At 66.3% G+C, this 18,102-nt stretch carries 19 protein-coding genes and 1 tRNA gene; 3 read left to right on the top strand and 17 right to left on the bottom strand.

Going from position 1 to position 18,102, the window contains the following annotated elements; translation table 11 throughout:
• Nucleotides 1–42: 42 nt before the first annotated feature.
• The 4 genes from E0504_RS01025 to E0504_RS01010 form a co-directional block, all read right to left on the bottom strand.
• A complete protein-coding gene (locus tag E0504_RS01025; protein ID WP_131621050.1) occupies nucleotides 43–642 on the bottom strand; it encodes a cation transporter in 600 nt (199 codons plus the stop codon).
• Complete coding sequence (gene pgmG, locus E0504_RS01020) at nucleotides 639–2,054, bottom strand: phosphoglucomutase/phosphomannomutase PgmG (protein WP_131621048.1); 1,416 nt, start codon at nucleotides 2,052–2,054, stop codon at nucleotides 639–641. Before pgmG ends, E0504_RS01025 begins: the two co-directional genes overlap by 4 nt.
• Nucleotides 2,055–2,064: 10 nt before the next feature.
• Nucleotides 2,065–2,349, bottom strand: coding sequence for a molecular chaperone DnaJ (locus tag E0504_RS01015; protein ID WP_131621046.1), 285 nt, complete (start codon nucleotides 2,347–2,349; stop codon nucleotides 2,065–2,067).
• Nucleotides 2,350–2,595: 246 nt separating this feature from the next.
• On the bottom strand, nucleotides 2,596–3,423 hold the full coding sequence (locus E0504_RS01010) for a division plane positioning ATPase MipZ (RefSeq protein ID WP_131621044.1): 828 nt from the start codon (nucleotides 3,421–3,423) through the stop codon (nucleotides 2,596–2,598).
• Nucleotides 3,424–3,491: 68 nt separating this feature from the next.
• Between E0504_RS01010 and panC the strand changes: the two genes are divergently transcribed.
• Nucleotides 3,492–4,343, top strand: coding sequence for a pantoate--beta-alanine ligase (gene panC / locus E0504_RS01005; protein WP_131621042.1), 852 nt, complete (start codon nucleotides 3,492–3,494; stop codon nucleotides 4,341–4,343).
• Nucleotides 4,344–4,371: 28 nt separating this feature from the next.
• On the opposite strand, the gene E0504_RS01000 is transcribed toward panC, so the two are convergent.
• From E0504_RS01000 to pepN, 7 genes are all read right to left on the bottom strand, one after another.
• A tRNA-Gly gene (locus tag E0504_RS01000) sits at nucleotides 4,372–4,445 on the bottom strand.
• Nucleotides 4,446–4,484: 39 nt separating this feature from the next.
• Nucleotides 4,485–5,021 (bottom strand): adenine phosphoribosyltransferase, encoded by a 537-nt coding sequence (locus E0504_RS00995; protein ID WP_131621040.1) that lies wholly within the window; start codon nucleotides 5,019–5,021, stop codon nucleotides 4,485–4,487.
• A 7-nt stretch (nucleotides 5,022–5,028) separates the two neighbouring features.
• A complete protein-coding gene (locus tag E0504_RS00990) occupies nucleotides 5,029–5,910 on the bottom strand; it encodes a cytochrome c1 (RefSeq protein ID WP_131621038.1) in 882 nt (293 codons plus the stop codon).
• 31 nt (nucleotides 5,911–5,941) lie between these two features.
• Nucleotides 5,942–7,237 carry a cytochrome b/b6 gene (locus E0504_RS00985; protein WP_131621036.1) on the bottom strand — a complete coding sequence of 432 codons (1,296 nt, stop codon included), beginning with the start codon at nucleotides 7,235–7,237 and terminating at the stop codon, nucleotides 5,942–5,944.
• Nucleotides 7,238–7,257: 20 nt separating this feature from the next.
• A complete protein-coding gene (gene petA / locus E0504_RS00980; protein WP_131621034.1) occupies nucleotides 7,258–7,842 on the bottom strand; it encodes a ubiquinol-cytochrome c reductase iron-sulfur subunit in 585 nt (194 codons plus the stop codon).
• Between the two features lie 208 nt (nucleotides 7,843–8,050).
• Nucleotides 8,051–8,812, bottom strand: a complete 762-nt coding sequence (pgeF, locus tag E0504_RS00975; protein WP_207912055.1) for a peptidoglycan editing factor PgeF — start codon at nucleotides 8,810–8,812, stop codon at nucleotides 8,051–8,053.
• The gene (pepN, locus tag E0504_RS00970; protein ID WP_131621032.1) at nucleotides 8,805–11,456 is read right to left on the bottom strand and encodes an aminopeptidase N; all 2,652 of its coding nucleotides are present in this window, start codon (nucleotides 11,454–11,456) and stop codon (nucleotides 8,805–8,807) included. Before pepN ends, pgeF begins: the two co-directional genes overlap by 8 nt.
• Before the next feature lie 53 nt (nucleotides 11,457–11,509).
• Here pepN and E0504_RS00965 point away from each other — a divergent pair, with 53 nt between their 5' ends.
• A complete protein-coding gene (locus tag E0504_RS00965; RefSeq protein ID WP_131621030.1) occupies nucleotides 11,510–12,271 on the top strand; it encodes an SDR family NAD(P)-dependent oxidoreductase in 762 nt (253 codons plus the stop codon).
• Here the strand turns inward: E0504_RS00965 and E0504_RS00960 are convergent.
• Entirely contained in the window at nucleotides 12,268–13,122 is an 855-nt protein-coding gene (locus E0504_RS00960; protein WP_207912054.1) for a DMT family transporter, read from the bottom strand. The genes E0504_RS00965 and E0504_RS00960 overlap by 4 nt on opposite strands.
• Nucleotides 13,123–13,184: 62 nt before the next feature.
• Nucleotides 13,185–14,204: a low specificity L-threonine aldolase gene (locus E0504_RS00955; RefSeq protein WP_131621028.1), complete on the bottom strand. Its 1,020-nt coding sequence runs from the start codon at nucleotides 14,202–14,204 to the stop codon at nucleotides 13,185–13,187.
• Between the two features lie 53 nt (nucleotides 14,205–14,257).
• Between E0504_RS00955 and E0504_RS00950 the strand changes: the two genes are divergently transcribed.
• Nucleotides 14,258–14,566: a GNAT family N-acetyltransferase gene (locus E0504_RS00950; protein WP_131621026.1), complete on the top strand. Its 309-nt coding sequence runs from the start codon at nucleotides 14,258–14,260 to the stop codon at nucleotides 14,564–14,566.
• Between the two features lie 27 nt (nucleotides 14,567–14,593).
• Here the strand turns inward: E0504_RS00950 and E0504_RS00945 are convergent, their stop codons facing one another.
• From E0504_RS00945 to E0504_RS00930, 4 genes are all read right to left on the bottom strand, one after another.
• Nucleotides 14,594–15,322 (bottom strand): hypothetical protein, encoded by a 729-nt coding sequence (locus E0504_RS00945; RefSeq protein WP_131621024.1) that lies wholly within the window; start codon nucleotides 15,320–15,322, stop codon nucleotides 14,594–14,596.
• On the bottom strand, nucleotides 15,319–16,056 hold the full coding sequence (locus tag E0504_RS00940; protein WP_131621022.1) for a hypothetical protein: 738 nt from the start codon (nucleotides 16,054–16,056) through the stop codon (nucleotides 15,319–15,321). The genes E0504_RS00945 and E0504_RS00940 overlap by 4 nt, the downstream gene beginning before the upstream one ends.
• A complete protein-coding gene (locus E0504_RS00935) occupies nucleotides 16,053–16,499 on the bottom strand; it encodes a hypothetical protein (RefSeq protein WP_131621020.1) in 447 nt (148 codons plus the stop codon). Before E0504_RS00935 ends, E0504_RS00940 begins: the two co-directional genes overlap by 4 nt.
• A gap of 109 nt (nucleotides 16,500–16,608) precedes the next feature.
• Entirely contained in the window at nucleotides 16,609–18,048 is a 1,440-nt protein-coding gene (locus E0504_RS00930; protein ID WP_131621018.1) for a hypothetical protein, read from the bottom strand.
• Nucleotides 18,049–18,102: the final 54 nt, after the last annotated feature.

Here is an 18,102-nt window from a genome sequence, read left to right as displayed (position 1 = left end):
ATGCCAAAGCACGAGCGGCGGCAAAGCTCCGCCTCGCCATGGTCACGACCCGGCGCGGCGTTCTTCCCGCGCCGCCTCCCACACATCACGCGCGGCATCGAGATTGATCGCGGCGATCGCCAGCCCGACGATCAGGTCCGGCCACGGCGAATACCAGGCGAAGGCGGTGACCAGCCCCGCCGCGATGATCGCAACGTTCGCCAGCGCATCGTTACGCGCCGACAGGAACGCCGCCTTGCTCAAGCTGCCGGAATGCGCCCGAAAACGCACCAGGATCACCGCACACGTCAGGTTGATCGCCAGAGCGCCCAGACCGGTGAGCGTCAGCGGCAGCGGCGCGGGTGCCAGCGGCTCTCCCAGCTTCGACCATGCGGTCCACAGGGTAACCAAGCCCGGGACCAGCAACAGTGCGGCCAGCGCCATCCCGATGCGTGCACGCGCCGCCACGCTCCAGCCAAGCGCGAGGAGGATCAGCAGATTGAGCGAGGTGTCTTCAAGGAAGTCCACCGAATCGGCGAATAGCGCGACCGATCGAATTGCGAGGGCGACCGCGAATTCGATTCCAAAGTATGCCAGGTTGAGCACGGCAACCCACGCGACCGCACGGCGAAATGCGGCGCTGGTTGCCGTGCGCGCGGTCAATGCCCCGCCTGCTCACCTCGTTCGAGGCCGGAGGCTGCGAGCTGCTCGTCGATCTGCGCCATCAGCCGATCAAGGCCGGCCTGGCTCTCGCTTTCCGCCCGGGCGACCAGCACGTCCTGGGTGTTGGATGCGCGCAGCAACCACCACCCATCTGGGGTGGTCACCCGCACCCCGTCGGTGCCGTCCACGCTGATGTTCGCGGGAGCACCGGTACCCGCGAGCCGCTGCTTTACTTCTTCGATCGCTGCGAACTTGCGGCTCTCATCGACACGGAAGCGTAGTTCCGGCGTGTTGACCATCGGCGGCATGGCGCCGCGCAGCTCGGTCACCGATTTGCCCAAGCGCACCGACGCGGCCATCAGCCGGATCGCAGCGTACAATGCGTCGTCGTAGCCGTAATAGGTGTCCGCGAAGAAGACATGGCCGCTCATCTCGCCAGCCAGCGGTGCGCCAGTCTCCTTCATTTTGGACTTAATCAGGCTGTGCCCGGTCTTCCACATCAGCGGCTTTCCGCCCAGCTCGGCCACGCGCTCGAACAGTGCGCGACTGGCCTTCACGTCGGCGATGATCGCGGCATTAGGTAGTCTTGCGAGGAGGTCCTCGGCGTAGATCATCAAGAGTTGATCCCCCCAAATGATCCGCCCCTCGCCGTCGACGGCGCCGATCCGGTCGCCATCGCCGTCGAAAGCAACTCCGAAGTCGAGGTTCTTGTCCGCGACAAGGCGCTGAAGGTCTTCGAGGTTGGCGGGAACAGTAGGATCAGGATGATGATTGGGAAACGACCCGTCGATATCGGTGTAGAGAAGGTGGTGCTCCCCCGGCAGCCGGGCGGCCAGCGCCTCAAGCGAGGGACCCGCGGCTCCGTTGCCCGCGTCCCAACCGATTCTAAAACCGGCCAGCGCTTCACCGTCGATCCCCTCCAGCCCGGTGAGCAGGCGATCGATATACTCGCCCATGATCTCGCGCGTCTCGATGGTGCCGGTGCCATCGGCCCATTCACCCGCCTCGGCACGGCGGCCGATCTCGGTGATGTCCTCTCCGAAAAAAGGTCGGCCAAGGAATACCATCTTGAAGCCGTTGTAATTGGCGGGATTGTGGCTGCCAGTTATCTGAATGCCGCCGTCCACCTGTTCGGTTGACGCTTCGGCATAGTACAGCATCGGCGTCGGCCCCATGCCCACACGCACGACATCGCAGCCCGACGCGGTCAATCCTTCGATCAACGCGTGCTCCAGCATCGGAGAGCTCAGGCGCCCATCGTAGCCCACGGCCACGGTCTTGCCGCCCGCTTCGCGCAGCATCGTAGCAAAGCCCCGACCGATGGCGCGGGCATCGTCTGCCCCCAGGGTTTCGCCGATGATCCCGCGGATGTCGTATTCGCGCAGGACGCTGGGGTCGAATGTGTGACTCAAGCGGATTTCCTTAGTTGTCGGACAGACGATCCAGCAACAAGTCGCGCGCGGCATTCGCCTCGTGCACCTGGCTGTTCGTGCCGCCCCGATCGGGATGGACTCGTGCAAGCAGCCGCTTGTGCCCGTCGAGGATCTCGGCCCGGGTGGCCTCCTCGCGTACGCCCAGCAGCTTGCGTGCATGGAAAACGTCCAGGCCACGGGTCGGTTTCGCGGTCAGGTAATTCCACGGCCATCGGCCAAACAGCCAGCGGCAGCCGAGCGCGAGCAGCGCTGCAATGATCAGCACCTTAATCACACCCGCACGCTCGGCGCCAGACAGATCGGGGAGGCGGAGGGGGTGGCGACCGCGCCTTTGAGGCTGCGGCGAACAGATGACCACTGGCCCAAGCGCTGTGCCCCCGGCAAATGGCGCGATGCGACGGAAAGGCGGGCGCGAATTCTCGCGCGCGGGATCACGAACGGGTCAAAGGCGGCAGCCGAGTGGCTCATCGCCGTCCGCCGTAGCGAACCGCGGGCGCGTACGACAGTGGCGAAGGGCGGATCAGGCGAGGGCCAGTTCGGCCGCGGGTTTGGTAGTGACCGGCAGATTGAGCGCCGCCACCAGCGCCCGCAGTTCCTGCCGCGCCACCAGGTGGCTGGTGCCGAGTTCCCCCAGGTGCCCCTTGTCGAGCAACGTGAGCCCGCTGGGAAACAGTTCGCGGTAGATCACGCGTTCGGACAGGCCGTGCGCGACCCGGAAACCCACGCGCTTCGACAGTTCCTTGAGCGCGGCCTCGATACGGACCATGTTCCGCGCCTCGGTGTGACCGGTGCGATTGCGCACGACGATCCAGTCCATCTCGCGCCGCTGCTGCTCGATCGTCGCGCGGCTGCGCTTCAGCCGGGCCTCCCAGATCAGCTCGGCATAGAACGACAGCTTGCGCACCTTGAAGGTTTCCGCATCGACCTGGCCGATCAGGTCGAAATCGACGAAGCTGTCGTTGAGCGGGGTGACCAGCGTATCCGCTTCGGTGGCGGCGTGGCGCGCCAGCGGGTCGTCGCGCCCGGGGGTGTCGAAGACGATGAAGTCGCACCCTTCGCTCAGCGATGCGACCACCGCCTCCAGCTCTTCGGGACTACCGTCTTCGAACACCTCGAAACGGGCAGTCGGCAGGTCGATCCCGCGGCGCGCGGCGGTTTCCTGACGGTTCTCGAAATAGCGGTAGAGCGTGCGCTGGCGCGGATCGAGGTCGATAGCCGCCACGCGCGCGCCGCGATACGCCAGCGCCACTGCGATGTGCACCGCCGTGGTCGATTTGCCGGTGCCGCCCTTTTCGTTGGCGAAGACGATGCGATGTGCGCTTCGGGGCGTCGGGCGGGCGTCGGTCACGCGTGCATTCCTGTTGCGCCCCGATTAGGGCGATGGGCGGGATCAGAATAGTCGAGGGACACTGCTGCGTGCAAACCGCCACCACTCTGGAAGTGTTGAGAAGCGCTCTCGCCCAGCTCCGCGCGGAGGGCAAGCGAGTCGCGCTGGTCGCGACGATGGGTGCGCTGCACGAGGGACATTTGACGCTGGTGCGGGAGGCGCGGCGACGGGCCGACGCGGTCGTCACCTCGATCTTCGTCAATCCGAAGCAGTTCGGTCAGAACGAAGACCTCGACGCCTATCCGCGGCAGCTGGCGCAGGATTCGGCCCTGCTGGAGGCTGAGGGGGTGGACTTGCTGTGGGCCCCCACGGTGACGGCGATGTACCCGCACGGGTTTACCTCCAACGTCTCAGTATCCGGGGTCAGCGAAGGCCTGTGCGGCGCCCAGCGCCCCGGACACTTTGACGGGGTGGCGACGGTGGTACTCAAGCTGTTCAATCAGGTGCAGCCGGACGTCGCGCTATTCGGCGAAAAGGACTGGCAACAGCTCAGCGTCATCCGCCGCATGGCCCGCGACCTCGACCTGACCCAGCCGCATGTCGACGCGATCATCGGCGCTCCCACGGTGCGCGAAGCCGATGGGCTCGCGCTGTCGAGCCGCAACCGCTACCTCTCGCCAGAGCAGCGAGCGCAGGCAGCGGCTCTGCCGCAGGCGATGCGGGAGACGATTGCGGCGCTGGCGGCGGGAAGCGCGGTGGCGCCGACGCTCGCGGCTTTAGAAGCCCATCTGCTGCAAGCCGGCTTCGACAGCGTCGATTACGCGCAGCTGGTCGACGCGGAGAGCCTGACGCCGCTGGAAATGCACGGAGAACGGCGAGCGCGGCTGCTGGTGGCGGCACGGATCGGTGGAACCCGGCTGATCGACAACATGGCGGTCTGAGCGCCGGGTTGGGCTGAGCAGGCAAGCCTGGAGCGGGTAAGGGGAATCGAACCCCTCTAGCTAGCTTGGAAGGCTAGAGCATTACCACTATGCTATACCCGCGTGAGGCTGACGCGCGTTGCCACGTGACCCGCCCCCGCGTCAATGGCCGGGAAAGTCCATCAGCGCATCCACCTCCAGCCCCGCCTCGCGCAGGCGGGACGCACCGCCGAGGTCAGGCAGGTCGATCACGAACAGCGCCTGCGCGACCACGGCCTGCGCCTGACGGAGGAGCTGGGCGGCGGTCAGAGCGGTACCCCCCGTGGCGATCAGGTCATCGACAATGGCGACCCGCTGGCCAGGCGCGATCGCGGTGGGATCGATCTCCAGCCGGTCGGTGCCGTACTCCAGCTCGTAGTCGATGCCGATGGTCGGCACCGGCAGCTTGCCGGGCTTGCGGATCGGAACAAATCCCACGCCGAGTTCGATCGCGACCGCGGCGCCAAAGATGAACCCGCGCGCCTCCATTCCGGCAATTGCTTGCGCGCCTCCCGCGCGCGCGCGATCCGCGAGATGACCCACCGCCGCGCGCAATCCCGCGCCGTGGCTGATCAGGGTGGTGATATCGCGGAACAGCACGCCCGGCGCCGGAAAGTCCGGCACCGAGCGTACAAGTGCCCTGAGTTCTTCAGTAGTCACGCGCGCCCTAGTCGGCGCGGCGCTTCTTCGGCTTGATGGCGGCCCACACCTGGTTCTTCGCCAGCCACGCGAGGATGGTCGCGAACAGCAGGAACCCGAGCACCGGCCAGCCTACCTGGGTGCGCTTCACCTTCTTGGGTTCGGCAGTCCAGGTCAGGAACGCCGCCACATCCTTCGACATCTGATCGACCGTCGGCTGAGGATTGCCGGGGGCGTAAGTTACCTGTCCAGCTTGGGTCAGCGGCGGTGCCATCGCGATGTTGAGGTTCGCGAAATACGGGTTGAAGTGGGTATTGGGCGGAGTGGTGAATTCGGGGAATTCTTCCTTCACCTTGTGCCCGTCGACGCTGAAGCGGTCGACGTTGCGGTACCCGGTGAGCAGCGAGTAGACGTAGTTGCTGCCGTCATGGCGCGCCTTGGTCATCAGCGAAAGGTCGGGCGGCACTGCGTTGTTGTTGGCAGCGCGGGCGGCCACGGCGTTGGGATAAGGATCCGGGAAGTAATCCGTCGGCAGGCCCGGACGGGTGTTCGCCTCGCCGGTGTTCGGATCGATGCCCGGAACCTGGAAGCCGGCTGCGATCGCCTTCACTTCCGCTTCCGAATAGCCGAGCGCGGTCAGGTCACGAAATGCCACGTACTTGAGGCTGTGGCAGGCGGCGCACACTTCCTTGTACACCTGCATGCCGCGCTGCAGCTGGGCGATGTCCCAGGTGCCGAACGGCCCATCCGACTGCAGGCCGGCTTTACGCGGGTGCAGGTGGAATTCGTGCTCGGCGGTCTTTTCCTTGAGCTGCCCCTCACCGATGACGGTGGCGACGCCGTTGCCCAGGCCCCACAGGGCGGCAACCGCGAAGAACAGGCCGGCGAGGATTCCGATAAGACGGATCATTGTCGTGTCGCTTTCCCTAAAGCCTGTTTGATCACACGCCCGGCGTGGCGTTTTCGCCCAGCACCGCAGCCTTGTCCTCACCGAGAACCGCCTCGGTGATGGAATACGGCAGCGGATCGGGCCGCTCGATCATCGAAACGATCGGCAGGATCACCAGGAAGTGCAGGAAGTAATACGCCGTCGCGATCTGGCTGAGCATCACGTACGGCTCTTCAGCCGGCGCGCCGCCGCAATAGAACAGCAGCGCCATCGCCGGGATGAGGCCGAACCAGAAGAACTTGCGGAACAGCGGGCGATAGTGGCCGCTGCGCACCGGGCCCTTGTCCAGCCAGGGTAGGAAGAACCACAGCAGGATCGCGCTGAACATCGCCAACACGCCCATCAGCTTGGCGGGGATGAAGAAGAAGTCCGCCGTGAAGGCGCGCAGGATCGCGTAAAATGGCCAGAAATACCATTCGGGCACGATGTGTGCCGGCGTCGAAAGCGCGTTCGCCTCGATATAGTTGTCGGGGTGCGCCAGGTAATTCGGCAGGAAGAACAGCAGCGTGCAGTAGACGATCAGGAACACGCCCAGTCCGAACCCATCCTTGGCCGTGTAATACGGGTGGAACGGGATCGTGTCGCTTTCCTTCTTCACTTCCACGCCGGTCGGGTTCGACGAGCCGGGAATGTGCAGCGCCCAGATGTGGAGGATTACTGCGCCGGCGATCACGAACGGCAGCAGGTAGTGCAGGCTGAAAAAGCGGTTGAGCGCGGCGTTGTCGGGTGCATACCCGCCGAGCAGCCAGATCTGGATTGGCTCACCCACCAGCGGAATCGCACCGAACAGGCCAGTGATGACCTTGGCGCCCCAGAAGCTCATCTGCCCCCACGGAAGGACGTAGCCCATGAAGCCGGTGGCCATCAGCAGCAGGAAGATGACCACGCCGATCAGCCACACCATCTCGCGCGGGGCCTTGTACGACGAATAGAAGAACCCGCGGAAGATGTGCAGGTAGATCACCGCGAAGAACATGCTGGCGCCGTTGGCGTGGGCATAGCGCAGCATCCAGCCCCAGTTGACGTCACGCATGATGTGCTCGACCGAAGAGAACGCCACACCGGCATTGGCGGCATAGTGCATGGCCAGCACGATGCCGGTGACGATCTGCAGCACCAGGCAGAACCCGGCGAGTACGCCGAAATTCCACATGTAGTTGAGGTTGCGCGGCACCGGATAGCCGCCACCGATCGCGTTGTAGACCAGACGCGGAAGCGGCAGCTTCTCGTCCAGGTACCGCATCAGCGGGTTAACCGGTTCGTAGTGCTTGGCCCAGGGATAGCTCATCGTATTCGCTCTCTCTCGCCTCAGCCGACCCTGACGACGGTGTCGCTGGTGAACTCGTATTCCGGAACTTCCAGATTGGTGGGAGCCGGGCCTTTACGGATGCGGGCCGCCGTATCGTAGTGCGATCCGTGGCAGGGGCAGAAATACCCGCCGAACTCACCCTTCACCTCGCCTTCGGCCGCACCCAGCGGCACGCAGCCAAGGTGGGTGCACACGCCCATGGTAATGAGCACGTCCTCGTGCCCCTCCTTGGTCCGCTCCGCCAGGGTCTGCGGATCGCGCAAGCTGCCGACGCTGACCGCATTGGCTGCCTGAATTTCAGCAGGAGTCAGGCGCCGGACGAACAGCGGCTGCTTGCGGAAGATCGCCTTGATCGCCTGACCGGGCTGGATCGCGGACACGTCAACCTCGGTGCTGCTTTCGGCGAGCACGTCGGCCGAGGGGGCCATCTGGCTGATCAGCGGCAGAAGAACCGAAACGCCCGCAACGCCGGCTGCGCCGACCGCCGCGATGTTGATGAAATCGCGCCGCCGGACCCCGTCCCCATCGTGGACGTCCGAGGCCGTAACGGTCCCCGGGATCGCGTCGCCAGTCGTGTCAGCCATCAGCCGTGCCTGCCCTGCATTGTAATCGTCTTCGCGAATGGAACCCGCCGGACGGCGGGACACTGAACCTGCAACCAGGGTCCACGAGAAAGGAAGCTTCAGCCCCTGTTTCGCGGTTCACGCGCGGCGCCGATATGGCGCCGACGGTGCCGGTTTGCGGCGCGCATATACGCAACTCGGCAGGTTGCCAACCGCCATTGTGGCCGTTTCATGAACGCTCTACCGCCAGTCCGACCAGTGAAAGTTGACGCCCGTAAGTGGCCTCTCCCCGGTGGGTTGCGCGCCGAAAGGAAAAGAACCGCGCGGGATCGGCATACGTGTCGCAACCCAACAGGTCGATCGTCTCGACGCCGACATCGCGCAGGCGGGCGTGGACATAGCCCGGCAGATCGAATTGCCAGTGTCCCGGCGCGTGGGGCGCGAAGAAGCGGTGTTCTGCGCTGTCGAATTGCGCCCGTAAGTCCTCGCCAACCTCGTAGCTGTCCTGCGCAATGCACGGCCCCACAGCCGCAACGATGCGCCCACGCGACGCGCCAAGCGACTCCATCGCAGCGACGGTGTTGGCGATCACCCCGTCGTGCGCCCCCCGCCAGCCGGCATGTGCAGCGCCCACGACGCCCGCGCCCAAATCCGCCAGCAAGACCGGCGCGCAGTCGGCGGTGACGATGCCGAGCAGCACGCCCGCGCGATCGGTCACCATGGCATCGGCTCGCGGGCGCTCGTCGTCGCCCCACGGTTCTGCCACTGTCGCTACGTCGGCCGAGTGTATCTGGTATACGCCCACCAGCGAGGCCCCCGGCAACACGGCGTCAGCGGCGCGGCGGCGGTTTTCGGCCACCGCCGCAGGATCGTCCTCTGCCCCGAAGCCGCAGTTGAGGCCGGCGACTGCGCCGCGAGAGACTCCGCCCGCGCGGGTGAGGAACCCGTGCGGGACGCCGGCCAACACCCCCGACCGGAGCGCTTCAACCAAGGCTGCGCGTCACCTGCTCGAACGTGTCGCGTGACAGGCCAGCCTTCGCGGCGATCCGCTCCAGCTCTCCGCGCATCAATGCCGCGCGGCCTGGCTCCAGCCGGCGCCAGCGGCCCAGCGGAGTGACAAACCGCGCAGCGGTGGAGGGGTTGATCGGATCGAGTGCCAGGATCAGGTCGGCGATCATCCGGTATCCTTCGCCGCTCGGCGCATGGAAGCCCAGCGGAGTGCCGGTAAAGGCCATGAACAGACTGCGCACCCGGTTGGGGTTCTTCAGATTGAAATCGGGGTGCCGGGCGAGCGCCTTGACGTGTTCGATGACCTGCGGGTGGAGCGAACTTGCCTGCAGGCTGAACCACTTGTCGATCACCAGCGGATCGTTCTGGAAGCGGTTGTAGAAGTCGATCAGCTTGCGCGTCCGCTCTGCACCCGGCAGCCCGGTGAGCACCATCAGCGCTGCCTGCCGATCGGTCATCGTTTCCGCCGCATCGTACTGGCTGGCAGCCATCGTGGCGGCGAGTTCGGGATTGCCGGCGGCCAGGAACACCAGCGCCTGGCCCTTCACCTTGCGGGCGCCGCGTGCCGCGTGGCCCATCCCGGCCGACTGGCTGCTGGCCCGCTGGTGGAGCGCTGCGAGTTCGCCCTCCAGCGTGCGCCCCAGCCACGCCTTCAACGCTTCTCGCTCCGCGTGGATCGTGCCCGGGTCAGCGACCAGCAGCTGCTCGGAAAGGTAGGTCTGGCTCGGCAGCATCATCAGCTCGCCGCGCATCGCATCGTCGAGTTCGGGATCGGTCAGGATGGCGCTCAGGGCGCCCCCGATCGCCTGCCTCGCCTCTGTGCGAGCGGCATCGGGAAGGCCGCCGCCGATCGCACTCACCAGGTGGCCGACGATCAGTTCCTGCATCGCTTCATACCGGGCGAAGGCATCGTCGTCATGACGGGCGAGAAAGACCAGGTCGTCAGGCTCGACCGTTCGCTCGATCGCCACCGGCGCGGAAAAGCCGCGGTTGATCGACAGCACCGGCTTCTCGGCAAAGCCTGCGAAGCGCACAACTGATTCAACCTCGGTCAGAACCACCAGCTGTTCGCCATTGTGGCGGCCGGTGGCGCGGTCGAACAGCGCCAGCCGCAGCGGGATTGGCACGGGCAGCTTGGTCGGCTGGTCCGGCGTGGGGGGCACCATCTGGCGCAGCGTCAGAGTGGCGGTCTCGCCATCATGATCCAGCACCGCTTCGACTTTCGGCGTTCCGGCTTGCGCATACCACAAGCGAAACTGCGTCAGATCGAGACCTGCTCCGTCCTCAATGGCGCGGATGAAATCCTCGCACGTTGCCGCCTCGCCATCGTGGCGCTCAAAATACAGGTCGGTACCCTGCCGGAACCGCTCGGGCCCCGCCATGGTGCGCATCATGCGGATGACTTCGGCCCCCTTGTTGTAGATCGTGGGGGTGTAGAAGTTGCCGATCTCGCGGAAGCTGTCCGGGCGGATGGGATGCGCGAGCGGCCCCGAATCTTCCGGGAACTGCACGCTGCGCAACAGACGCACGTCCTCGATCCGCTTGACCGCCGCCCCGCGCATGTCCTCGCTGAACAGCTGGTCGCGCAGCACGGTGAAGCCTTCCTTCAGGCTGAGCTGGAACCAGTCGCGGCAGGTGACCCGGTTGCCCGACCAGTTGTGGAAGTATTCGTGTGCGATGACGCCCTCGACCCCGTCATAGTCGCCGTCGGTGGCGGTTTCGGGATCAGCCAGCACGTACTTGGTGTTGAAGACGTTGAGGCCCTTGTTCTCCATCGCCCCCATGTTGAAATCGCCCACCGCGACGATGTTGAACTGATCGAGATCGTATTCGCGGCCGAACACCTCCTCGTCCCAGCGCATGGACCTGATCAGCGACTCCATCGCGTGTTCGGTGCGGTCGAGGTCTTCGGCCCGGACCCAGATCGCGAGGTCGACGGTACGCCCGCTCATGGTGGTGAAGGTATCGCGCCGGGCGACCAGATCGCCGGCGACCAGCGCGAACAGGTACGATGGCTTGGGCCAGGGATCGTGCCATTCGGCCCAATGTCCGCTGCTGTCCTCTCCCTGCGCCACCAGGTTGCCGTTCGACAGCAGCACCGGAAACGCCTGGCGCTCGCCGCTCATCCGCACGGTATAGGTGCTGAGGACATCGGGCCGGTCGGGGAAGAAGGCAATCCGGCGGAACCCCTCCGCCTCGCACTGGGTGCACAGCATCCCGTTCGACGCGTAAAGACCCATGAGCTGCGAATTGGCCGCGGGATCGATCTCCGTCACCAGGCGGATCTCGTGCGCTTCGCCGGCAAGCGGGAGGATCAGGTCATTGCCATCCATCCGCCAGCTGTTTGACGCCTGCCCATCGACCGCTACCTCGATCGGGGTCAGTCCGTCGCCATTGAGGCGGATCTCGCCTGCCTGCTCGCCGGCCGGATTGCGCGCGACCGACAGCGTGGCGGTGACGCGGGTGCTCTCCACGCCCAGCGCGAAATCGAGGCGGGTCTGCGGCACCAGCCAGTCGAACGGCTTGTAATCCTCTCGCCGGATCAGCGGGGGATCGACCGGCTCTGGCGGCGCATCGGCCATTTGGTAATTGCCGTCGGGGGTCGAAGGGGTGCGGGCGATATCCATGGCTTTCGCACTAAGCGCTTTCGTGCGCGCGTCCAGCCGCTAGAAGCCGCGCCATGCGGCTGTTCGTGTTTGGGCTGGGATACACCGCGCGGGCGATCGCCGCGCAACTTGAGGGCTGGTCGGTCGAGGCGACGGGCGCGCATGGCACCGTGGCTTTTGATGACGATGACGCGGTGCGCGGGCGGCTGTCGCGGGCCACGCACGTGCTGTCCTCAGTCCCGCCCGATGCCGCAGGCGACCCCGTCCTAGCCCGTTATGGCGATGCGTTGGCGGGCCGCTGGCTCGGCTACCTTTCGTCCACCGGGGTCTATGGCGATACCGGCGGGGCGTGGGTGGACGAGAGCGCACCTGTCGGCAGTGGCCGCCGCACCGCGCGCAGCGACGCGGACGCGGCATGGCTCGCCCTCGGCGCGCGGGTCCTGCGGCTTCCCGGCATCTACGGCCCCGGCCGCAGCCCGCTCGACCGCGTGCGCGAAGGCCGCTCGCACCGCATCGACCTGCCCGGCCACGTGTTCAGCCGGGTGCATGTGGCGGATATCGCCCGCGGCTGCGCGCTGGCGTTCGAGGCTCCGCCGGGCCCGTACAACCTGGCTGACGATCTGCCGGCGAGCGGCGCTGCGGTTACTGCGGAAGCATGCCGGCTGCTGGGCGTCGAACCGCCGCCACTGCAGACGCTGGACCAGGCGGCCCTGTCGCCCGCCGCGCGCGGGTTCTATGCCGAGAGCCGCCGGGTCGCCAATGGCAAGGCCAAGCGGGTGCTCGGCTGGCGGCTGCGCTTTCCAACGTATCGCGAAGGGCTGGCGAGTCTGCGCTAGACCTGCCGGGCGCGCAGGGCGACGATCATGCCCAGGGTGCCAAGCGTTGCTCCCGCGACCGCCAGCAGTGACCATTCGTATCCTTCGATGAAGGTCGAGATGACCATCGCGACCACAATCACCAGGACGCCGTTGTACGCCGCCCGGCCCGGTCCGATCTCGCGCACGATCCGCCAGTACAACGGAAAGGTGACCACCGATCCGGCGAACGCCAGCCACGCGGTGCCCGCCCAGAACGCCGAGGAGGTGGGCACCACCGGCGGTCCCGCAACCGCCCAGGCGATCGCGGCATCGATCAGCGTGCCATACAGCATGGCGAAGGCAAGCAGCGCCATCATCGGTTGGGCGCGCCCGGTCGCGGTCGCCTGGCTGACGTTGGCGATCGAGGCTGACAAGATGCCGCCAAGCGCCAGCGCCACGCCGAGCGCAACGTTGCCGCCAAGTCGCGCCACCTGCGCTTCGTGGATCAGCAACAGGGCGATTCCGGCGATGGCAATGGCGCTGCCGGCCAGAAACCGCGGCGTCACCTGCTGCCCCAGCCACCAGCGGGCGAGCAGCGCGTTGGGCACCATCAGCATCCCGAACATGACTGCGACCACGCCGGATGTCAGATGCTCTTCGGCACGATAAACGAAGTTGAAGTTGCCGCAGAACTGGGTCGCGCCGAGCAGCAGCGCAAGCAGGTGGCCCGATCGACTCATCACCAGCGACTGCCGCATCGCCAGCACGACCACGAACATCGCCGGCGTCGCCAGCGCGAAGCGGTACACCACCGACCAGCTGGGCGGGACGTCGGCGATCTGCCCGGTGATGACGTACCAGGTGGATCCCCAGATCAGCGCCACCAGCACGAACGGCAGTGCGATGCGCGGCCGCAGCAGCGCGTGCGGCGGGGCGTGGCCCGGCGCTTCGCTCACAGCGCGGCGATAGCCTTGGCCAGCGCCATCGCATCGTCTGCGCGGGTGTTCCAGGCGGTAACGAAGCGGGCTGCGTCCGCACCCCAGTCATAGAACCCGAAACCTTGTGTCCGGAGCGCCTCGCGCTCAGTCGGAGAGAGGCGCACGAAGAGCTCGTTGGCCTCGACCGCGTGCAGCAGCCGGTCGCCGCAGGCTCCGGCGATCTCGGTAGCGGCGGCATTGGCGGCCCGGCCGTTGGCCAGCCACAGATCGTCGTCCAGCATCGCGTGGAGCTGCGCGGCGAGAAAACGGCCTTTCGATTGCAGGTGCCCCGCTCGCTTGCGGCGGTAACGCGCCAGCGCGGCGAGCGCCCCATCGAAGAACACGATCGCCTCGGCATTCATGCCGCCGTTCTTCACGCAGCCGAAACTCAGCGCATCGCATGGTCCGGCGGCTGCCGCGGGCGGGCAGCCAAGGAACGCGGCGGCGTTCGCAAACCGCGCGCCGTCGACGTGGAAGCCCAGCTTGCGCTCCCTGGCGAGCGCGCCCAGCGCCGCGAGCTCGGCCGGGCGGTACGCACGCCCGTATTCGCTCGCCTGGGTGACGCTGACCGCGTGCGGCTGGACCTGGTGGACGTCGTCGCGGATCGGATCGACCACGGCGCGCACGCCTTCGGGCGTGAGCTTGGCGCCCTCACCCTCGGCCAGCAGCAGCTTGGAGCCGTGCAGATAGAACCCCGGCGCACCGGCTTCATCCACCTCGATATGCGCCTCCCGGTGGCACACCACCCCGCCGTGCGGCGGACACAGCGTGGCCAGCGCCAGGCAGTTGGCGGCAGTGCCGGTGGCGACCCACAGGACATGCGCCTCCCGCCCGAACAGCGCCGAAAACCGCTCGTCGAGCGACTGCGACAGCGCGTCGTTGTCATAGGGCGCGCGCGCCTCGTCGGCGGCGCGCAGCGCGTCCCACACACGGGGGTGAACCGCCGCGGCGTTGTCGGACAGGAACTGGGCGGCTCCGGAGGCAGTGTCGGTCATCGCGGAACGGCCCTAGCGGCGCCCGCGTTGAGCGCAAGAAGGAGACACCTCACATGGCCATCGACGGCATCAAGATCACCAGCCACGGAAACGCGGCCCGCGGCGAATACCGCGCCGAAGTGCCCGGTAGCGAGGCGGTCGGCCGCCTTACCTGGATCGCGCGTGGAGAAGCCCGCATCGCTGACCACACCCTGGTGCCGCCCGAAATCGGCGGCCAAGGCGTCGCCGCGTCCTTGGTCAATGCGCTGGTCGCTGACGCCCAGCGCGAGGGATTCACCATCGTGCCGCAGTGCAGTTATGTCGAGGCGCAGTTCAAGCGCCATCCCGAATGGTCGGATCTGCTGGCCGCCACCCCAAGCTGACCGGACCGCGCAGGAAGTGCGAAAGGGCTAGTTGCCCCCGGCCGGCTGTCCGGTCTGGATGCCAAGGTTCTGCAGCAGTTCGATCAAAGACGTGGTCTGATCGGTTTCCGCCGGAAGTGGCTGGGCCGGCGCTTCGGGAGCGCCGAGATAGACTGCGGCGAGTTCCTGATTGCTTTCCAGGTCCGCGTCGGGTTCGCCGGTGGTCGCCAGCCGCAAGCGCATCGCGCTGGAGCTGCGGGCCAGCCGATCGTCCGAATCGCGCAGTTCGCCCAACAGGCGCTGTTCCGGGCTGAGTACGGCGGGACCCGGCGCGCTGAACTCGGCGGCGCGCAGTTCAAGGATCCGCAGGCATTCCGCAAGGGCCGCCCGCTCGAGCTGGGGATCGCATTTGTCCTGTCCCCCGATCCGCTGGACGGCACCCGGTACCCGGTCCCCGGGGTTCGCAGCGGCGCCCGCCAGGCCGGTGCGCGACTGCGTCGGGCTGGCCAGCTGCGCCACCGGGCCCGCATCGTCAGTGCCGGTCAGCTGCGTCGAGGTGGTTCCAGCCGCTTCGGACCGGGCGGGGCGCGCCAGCGTGCGGTCGCGCGTTTGTTCGGGAAGCGGCGCAGTGGTGCCGCGCGACACCTGCTCAAGCGGCTGGGCCTGCTCGGTGGCGGGTAGCGAGAAATCGTCTAGCCGGACCTTGTCACTGCCATCCTGCGCGTGCGCCGCCGCACCCGCGAAAACCAGCAGAGCCAGGCCAGCCAGCCGGATCATCGCGTTTGCGTGACCAGCAGCGCCTGGCCGGCGGGCTGGGTGATGTGGAGGTCCGACAGACCGGTGCCGGTCTGAGTCCAGGTCAGCTGGTTGTTGCCGTTCTGCACCGCGGTCATCGTGTTGTCCGATCCGTCCTGTGTCAGGCGCGCCATGTTGTTCTCGCCATTCTGGGTGAGCGACATGGCGTTGCGATCGCCCAGTTGCATCGCGGCGACCCCCGACGTGGTGAGCCCGCCGTTCTGCGTGACGCTCATGGCATTGGCCGCACCGTCCTGCAGCAGATAGGCGACCTGCGCCCCTGATCCGGATTGAGTGACGTTCGCGGCGTTATCGGCCCCGTCCTGCACGACGCTGGCGTAATGCGCGCCGGTGCCGCTTTGCGCGGCGGTCGCGGAGTTGCGGTCGCCGGTCTGCCCGATGCGGGCAAACTGGGTATTGCGGGTCTGGGTGATCGTCGCCGCGTTGACGCTGCCGACCTGCTCGACAAACGCGCCGCGACCGTCACCGCGCACGACCGTGAAGAGCGGCGGCTTCTTGTCATACTTGACCGTTTCGCCGGCGTTGCCTTCGGGGCTGGGATTGCCGTTGTTGCCGTTGCACGGGTTGCCGGTGCCTAGCCCGCCGCCGGGCGTGCACGGCGATCCCGGCGTTTCTTTGTCGGTGGTGGCGTAAGCGGCAGGCGCAAGCGCCATGGCGGCCGACACGGCGGCGGCAGAGAGCGCGCGGCGGATCATTGGCTGCCTCCTTTCGCCGGTCCCTGCCGGACGACCACCCGGTTGCCGTTACCGGACTGCGTGACGGTTGCACGATTGCCCGCACCGGCTTGGCTGACATCGGCCGCGTTGCACGTGCCGCCCTGAACCACATCGGCGCGGGCCGAGGCGCCGCTCTGCTCAATGGCCAGGCTGCCGCCGCTGCCCTGCTGGACCGCGACCGCGGAATGATCGGTGCCGTGCTGGCCCAGGCGGACGGTGCCGTCGGCATCGGTCTGGACGATCACGCGGCTGTGGCCGCTGCCGCTGGTGTCGATGGTGACGCCGGGTTTGTCGCTAGCCATGGCTGTGTCTCCCGGACAGGATTTCGGCACGGTTGCGCCAGTATCGGCGGCCACGGCGCCGGGCATCGCAAGGCCGGCGGCGAGAAGCGCCAGGTACTTGTGAGTGCACTGCTGCGTCATCGATCCTGTCCTACTCTAAATCTGGGTGGAGCACCAATCCCGGCCCGCGGAGGTCCGCGAGCCGGGCGGTGCGGCGGAGCGGGGGTGTCCGCTCCGCCGGTTTTGGTACTTAGTTCTGCGTCACAGTGACGACGTTCGAGTTGCCGGTCTGGGCAACAGACGAGTAGTCGCTGGCGCCCTGAGTGGCCGTGGCGATGTTGCTGTTGCCGGTCTGCGTGATCGACGAATACGAGTTCGCACCCTGCGAGGAGGTCGCGATGTTGTCGTCGCCCGTCTGGGTGACCAGCGAAGTACCGAACGCGCCCGACTGGGTCACGGTCGCCAGGTTATCGTCTCCGGACTGCATGACATCGATCGTGTTGTCAGCGCCCGTCTGCGCCAAGACCGCCTGGTTCCGGTTACCTATCTGATCCACCTGGATGTTCGAACGGGCATCATCCTGAACGAGGTTCAAATCCTGGTCCTTCGTGGTCGTGACCAGGTTGTCATCGCCTTCCTGACGCACATCCAGCGTGGTGTCCGTGCCGGTCTGTACCGTGCCGGCAAAGTTACGGTCACCGATCTGCTCGATGATCGCGTCACCCCCGCCAGCCTGCGAGACGTAGGCTTCGTTGTCGTTGCCGTTCTGCTTCAAGCCAACGATCGTCGGGCTGTATCCGCCGCCGCTGTAGGACGGGTTCACGTTGTAGGCGCCAGGGGTCACGTTCGGTTGCGCATCGCCGACGTCATTGGCATCCCCGGTCTGCAGAACGGTGGCCTTGTTATCGTTGCCCATCTGCTCAACTGCAGCTTCGTTCGCTGCACCCTCCTGCGAGAGAAGGGCGTAGTTGGCGTCCCCGAACTGGGTGCTGTTCGCGACGTTGTCGTCGCCCTTCTGAGTGGCGTTGAGGATGTTGTCAGAGCCACCTTGATTCGCGTCGATCACGTTGTCGCGACCTTCCTGTCCAATGGACGCAAAGTTCCGCTCGGCGATGTTGCTGTATGCGCTCTGGTTCAGGAGCGCGATGTTAGCATCGCCATTTTGCGTGATCGTTCCATCGTTCGTGGAACCATCTTGAACGATACCAGCGATATTACGCGCGGTGAGCGAACTCGGGTTTACCGAATTTGCGGTGTCCGTCTGCGTGATCTTGGCCACGTTACCGCCGCCAGCGCGAAAGTTGTTGTTGATGCCCTGGCTGATGTCGGCACGCCCGTCGCCCGTCTGCTCAACAGTCGCGGAGTTATTGTTTGATTCCTGCCAGACGTTGGATTCAGCCTTGCCGTTGCCGTCTGCGCGAGCCTTCTGAGTGATGGTCGCTTCGTTATTGATCGTGGCACCCCCGCCTGTCTCGCCCTGACGGACGGAAGCGCTGTGGGCGTTGCCGGTCTGTTCGATCGATGCGGTCTGCTCGGTCTGATTCTGAGTGACAGTAGCCTTGTTGCTGTTGCCGGTCTGCAGAATGGTGGTTTCGTTCTCAGCCGAATCCTGCGTGACGGTCTGCGCCATCGCCGGCGCAGTGAAGGCGAGAGCGGCGGCCGAGGCCGTCGCGAAAAGAGTAATCTTCATTTTTAAAGCTCCAGAGTTTGCTGATCGTCAGCAAGAAAAGGATTGGGAAGCGGC

It is taken from the genome of Parafrankia sp. BMG5.11 (assembly GCF_004337455.1).
Note: the sequence above shows the minus strand (reverse complement) of the source record. Positions and strands in the feature narration are given on the sequence as shown.

Coding starts and splice junctions, on each gene's coding strand:
- E0504_RS00990 (WP_131621038.1), bottom strand. CDS start 5,910: ATGATCCGTCTTATCGGAATCCTCGCCGGCCTGTTCTTCGCGGTTGCC.
- E0504_RS00985 (WP_131621036.1), bottom strand. CDS start 7,237: ATGAGCTATCCCTGGGCCAAGCACTACGAACCGGTTAACCCGCTGATG.
- petA (WP_131621034.1), bottom strand. CDS start 7,842: ATGGCTGACACGACTGGCGACGCGATCCCGGGGACCGTTACGGCCTCG.
- pepN (WP_131621032.1), bottom strand. CDS start 11,456: ATGGATATCGCCCGCACCCCTTCGACCCCCGACGGCAATTACCAAATG.
- E0504_RS00965 (WP_131621030.1), top strand. CDS start 11,510: ATGCGGCTGTTCGTGTTTGGGCTGGGATACACCGCGCGGGCGATCGCC.
- E0504_RS00955 (WP_131621028.1), bottom strand. CDS start 14,204: ATGACCGACACTGCCTCCGGAGCCGCCCAGTTCCTGTCCGACAACGCC.
- E0504_RS00950 (WP_131621026.1), top strand. CDS start 14,258: ATGGCCATCGACGGCATCAAGATCACCAGCCACGGAAACGCGGCCCGC.
- E0504_RS00945 (WP_131621024.1), bottom strand. CDS start 15,322: ATGATCCGGCTGGCTGGCCTGGCTCTGCTGGTTTTCGCGGGTGCGGCG.
- E0504_RS00940 (WP_131621022.1), bottom strand. CDS start 16,056: ATGATCCGCCGCGCGCTCTCTGCCGCCGCCGTGTCGGCCGCCATGGCG.
- E0504_RS00935 (WP_131621020.1), bottom strand. CDS start 16,499: ATGACGCAGCAGTGCACTCACAAGTACCTGGCGCTTCTCGCCGCCGGC.
- E0504_RS00930 (WP_131621018.1), bottom strand. CDS start 18,048: ATGAAGATTACTCTTTTCGCGACGGCCTCGGCCGCCGCTCTCGCCTTC.